This window comes from Waltera acetigignens, from assembly GCF_025567015.1.
GTDB classification, from domain to species: domain Bacteria; phylum Bacillota; class Clostridia; order Lachnospirales; family Lachnospiraceae; genus Acetatifactor; species Acetatifactor acetigignens.
This window is the reverse complement of sequence record NZ_JAOQJO010000037.1, coordinates 1-4378: the sequence shown is the minus strand read 5'-3', so window position 1 is coordinate 4378 and position 4378 is coordinate 1. Positions and strand designations below refer to the sequence as shown.

The window sequence follows — 4378 nt, the reverse complement described above, 5'->3', positions numbered from 1 at the left end:
GATCAAGTACACACTTTTTGAACCCAAAACAAGAAAAACGCTTCTGGAGTGCTGACCAAAAGCGTTTTGTCTACAGTCTGAGGTTCTCACAAATGTGAGAACCTATTTTTAGTCGTCGCGACAAGATTCGAACTTGCGACCTCTGCGTCCCGAACGCAGCGCTCTACCAAACTGAGCCACGCGACGATGTGAACATTAATTGCGTCAACATTAAAATAATAAATAAAAACCCATTGATTGTCAAGCAAAAAACGAATATGATAGAAGAAAAAGTTGCAAAAACGATAAAACCACGAAATTAAGAGAGGAAATTCTATGTACAATACAACGGTAACATTGAAAAAAGGAGAGGGCAGAACACTGAAAGCCGGAGGAATGTGGGTATTCGATAATGAGATCGCATCCATTCTGGGGACGTTTGAGAATGGCGACATTGTAAACATTCATGATTTTGACGGCTATTTCATGGGATACGGTTATATCAATACCAATTCCAAGATTACGCTCCGTCTGCTGGCGCGCAGGAAGGATACGGTGATCGACGAGGCATTTTTCGAGCAGAGGGTACGGGATGCCTGGAATTACCGCAAGGAGACCATCGATACCTCCAGCTGCCGTCTGATCTTCGGAGAGGCGGATTTCCTGCCGGGTATTGTCATTGATAAATTCTCGGATGTACTGGTGGTGGAATCTCTGGCATTGGGAATCGATAAGTGGAAGCTTGTGATCATTGATGCTTTGAAGAAAGTACTGGCGGAGGATGGCATTGTGATCCGCGGTGTCTACGAGCGGAGTGATGCCAAGGTACGCTTACAGGAGGGTATGGAGCGTTACAAGGGCTTCATCGGCGAACCGTTTGACACGAAAGTAGAGATTGTGGAGAACGGTGTGCATTACATGGTGGATGTAGAGGACGGACAGAAGACCGGATTTTTCCTGGATCAGAAGAATAACCGTGCCGCCATTCATCGTTTCTGTAAGGATAAAAAGGTGCTGGACTGCTTCACACACACCGGCTCCTTTGCATTGAACGCGGGAATTGCCGGAGCGAAGAGTGTTCTGGGTGTGGATGCTTCCCAGCTGGCTGTGGATCAGGCAACGGAAAATGCGAAGCTGAACGGACTGGAAAATACGGTAAGCTTCCGATGTGCAGATGTCTTCGAGTTATTGCCGGAACTGGAAGCACAGGGTGAGAAATATGATGTGGTGATCCTGGATCCGCCCGCATTTACCAAGTCCCGCAATTCCATCAAAAATGCCGTAAAAGGATATCGTGAGATCAATCTTAGGGGCTTAAAACTGGTGAAGGATGGCGGATTCCTGGTAACTTGTTCCTGCTCCCATTTCATGGATCCTGAGCTTTTCGCCAAAACAATCCGGGAGGCTTCTCATGGTGCGCATAAGCGTCTCCGCCAGGTAGAATTCAAGACACAGGGCCCGGATCATCCGATCCTGTGGGCAGCGGACGAGAGTTATTACCTCAAGTTCTACATTTTTCAGGTGGTGGATGAAAAGTAAGTGGCTGAAAGTGGCGGAAATGCTTGATTTACAAGGGCTCGAACGTGTTTGGTGATAAGCTTGCAAACTATGTTCGCTCTTCATAATACGGAAATTTGTAGTATAGATGTAGCGTTTTGTGGTATACTATAGAAGAACAAATACCTTTCTGTGAAAGGGAAAGGGGAAAGGATACGCGTATGACAGTTGATAGAAGGGTAAGCAGTATTGAATCCAGTTTCAAAATGGAAAGCATGCCATTTGATGCAGAATGTCGTCAAAGAGTAAGAAATGTCTTAACCAAGAAAGTTTCTGCTACAGATGCAATTTCAGAATTAAATAAGAAATACAGAGTATCCAAGAAGCAGGTTGAAGGATCAAGAGTATGATTATTTCTATGAGGATGAACAGGATGCCAAGTACTGTTATCCGGGAACAAATGTATTAAAGAATAAACTGGATATAAGAGATTTAGATACATTGCATGAGGCTGAAAGAGATTATTCAGCGGTGCGTCAGGCAGAACTTGTAGGTCAAGGCGTTACTGGAGATTTCTCTTTTAAGCATCTTTGTTCTATACATAGGCATTTATTCAGTGATGTATACTCTTGGGCGGGCAAGACGAGAACGGTTGATATTTCCAAAGGAACCGTTTTCTGTTTGGTGCAGTTTATCGAAAGCCAGTTTGATGATTTGTATCGTAAGCTGAAAAAGGAAAATTTCTTAGCTGACATAACCGATAAGGAAGAAATGAGCGAGAGACTAGCCTATTACCTGGGTGAGATTAATATGATCCATCCGTTTAGAGAAGGTAATGGAAGGACTCAGAGAATATACATTGAGCAGTTATGCTTGAACAATGGTAGATTTGAAATTGATTTTACCGATGTTTCAAAAGAAGAGATGATAGCCGCCAGTGTCAGATCGGCAAATGCCAGCAACGATATGCTGGAAAAACTTATTAGTAATTGCCTTGTTGAAAAATAGTTTTAGAGAAGAATGTACGTTCCGCTTTGAGTGTAAAAACTGATCTTTGAACTGACCATAGGCTAACGATAGACTAACAGCGTACTAACGAGGAACTAACAAATTTACGTATAAAACTAGTAAAAAACTAATATATAGTCACTTTTATTTTTATTGTGGTTGTAGTAAGATTATCATGGCAATCGAAACAGAGATGTTCCGGTTGCTTTTTTTATGCCATGGAAAGGGGGGATTTGATGGAATAAGCTATACAACAACATAAGTGATAGCCAATACATACGTATGTACTGGCGTACACGAGCAGAACTGTCTGGCATTCGGTATTCCGGGGATGCAGCATGAATTATTTAAGGATTCATGATATGTACAAAAGTTGTTGAAGTAAAGGTGTAGTATGAGACTTTTTATGATTATTGATTTATATGTGGGCTACAAGGAAGCATGTTGCTATGGTGTAGAAAAGGTGGAAAATAGTACAATTATTGTAATGGAGAGTGAAGTATGATATTTTATAAGAAATCAACAAATCGAAGTTTGTGGAGAGATTTCTTGAACTTTCCTTATTTTACGGGCTTTCCAGCCCCTTAAATAGTGAAATGATATGTATTTTCCCTTATTTTTGACCTTATGCGGAATCAGCAAGGGAAATAAGGGAATTTTTTATTTAGTCGTTGCCTGCCACTTTATCAAGAAGTCTGGCGGAGTTCCGCTTTGCCTTTCTTGTAGAGTGGGCGTAGACATTCATTGTGGTACTGACATCAGAGTGCCCTAACAGTTCCTGCACATCTTTTGGGGCAGCTCCGTTTGAGAGGAGGTTGCTTGTGTAGGTGTGTCGCAACTGGTGGAAATGGAAATTCTCAAATCCGTCCAGCCTTTTTGCAACTGATCGGCAGGCAATGCTGAGTGTGCTTGGCAGTTCCAGACATCCGTCCGGTCTCAGGCAGACAAAGGAGATTTCCTTGTAATCTACCGGGATTTCTTCGGTTCCGTCCAGATGATAATATTCATAATACACTCTGTTTTTGTCCTGTGCTTCCTTGTAGAAATTGCGGTGGTAAAGTTCACCATACTGCATCCGGCTTTTAAGCTGTTTTTTTCTGGCGGTTTTCAGTATTTCAGTCAGAGTATCGCCAAAATCAACAATCCTTACTTTCTTTCGCTTGGTCGGTCCGATGATGTTTTTATGTTTTGTGCCATCATAGCGGATACTTCTTTTAATGGTCAGGCATTGTTCTTCAAGATTGATGTCCTGCCATGTCAATCCGCAAACTTCACCGATACGAAGTCCCGCATAGTATGCGATCTGGATTGGCAGGATTGCAGGTGGATTCTTTACTTTGAGGTATTCTATCAGTCTCTCATAATCTTCATGGGAAATAGGCTGTATGCCTTCTTCTACCTCATCATCTGAGAATAAATCCACATCCTCTGCCTGTTTTTTCAGCTTAATATACTGCATAGGATTAAAAGTAATCAACTGTTTTGGAAATACTGCAAACCGGAAAGCCTGTTGTAATACTGCTGAAAAGGAATGGATGTAATCTTTACTGTATCCTTTTCTCACTTTTCCATCTGGAAATTCCCCACCGAATGTAAGCAGATCGAGAAATGCCTGTAAATGTTCAGCAGTAACGGTTTTTAATTTGCGTTCTGCAATCGGATGTTTCTTGATACAACGGATTGCACCAAGATAATTTTCCACTGTACCATTGCTGAGTGTTCCGACTTTCAGTTCTTCTTCCGCCCACATATCAAGAAGTTCTCCTACAGTAAGATTATCTGTCTTTGCGACAAATTTCTTGCTTTCGTAATCATCCATTGCCTGACGGAGCAGTTTTTCCGTTTCACTTTTACTTTCTGTTCCAGCGTATTCTTTCTGAACCAGATTGCCGCT

General features: G+C 42.0%; 4 protein-coding genes and 1 tRNA gene. 3 read left to right on the top strand and 2 right to left on the bottom strand.

From position 1 onward, the window contains the following. Positions 1–112 precede the first annotated feature (112 nt). A tRNA-Pro gene (locus OCV96_RS19205) sits at positions 113–186 on the bottom strand. Positions 187–315: 129 nt separating this feature from the next. Here OCV96_RS19205 and OCV96_RS19200 point away from each other — a divergent pair. The 3 genes from OCV96_RS19200 to OCV96_RS19190 all read left to right on the top strand — a co-directional run bounded on the left by OCV96_RS19200 (position 316) and on the right by OCV96_RS19190 (position 2484). After that, positions 316–1518, top strand: a complete 1203-nt coding sequence (locus OCV96_RS19200) for a class I SAM-dependent rRNA methyltransferase (RefSeq protein WP_118552383.1) — start codon at positions 316–318, stop codon at positions 1516–1518. A 179-nt stretch (positions 1519–1697) separates the two neighbouring features. Beyond that, complete coding sequence (locus OCV96_RS19195; RefSeq protein WP_055062346.1) at positions 1698–1886, top strand: hypothetical protein; 189 nt, start codon at positions 1698–1700, stop codon at positions 1884–1886. Then, positions 1867–2484 carry a Fic/DOC family protein gene (locus OCV96_RS19190; RefSeq protein WP_262595207.1) on the top strand — a complete coding sequence of 206 codons (618 nt, stop codon included), beginning with the start codon at positions 1867–1869 and terminating at the stop codon, positions 2482–2484. Before OCV96_RS19195 ends, OCV96_RS19190 begins: the two co-directional genes overlap by 20 nt. Before the next feature lie 664 nt (positions 2485–3148). Here the strand turns inward: OCV96_RS19190 and OCV96_RS19185 are convergent. Next, on the bottom strand, positions 3149–4378 hold a 1230-nt coding region (locus OCV96_RS19185; RefSeq protein ID WP_262595206.1), incomplete at its 5' end, for a tyrosine-type recombinase/integrase.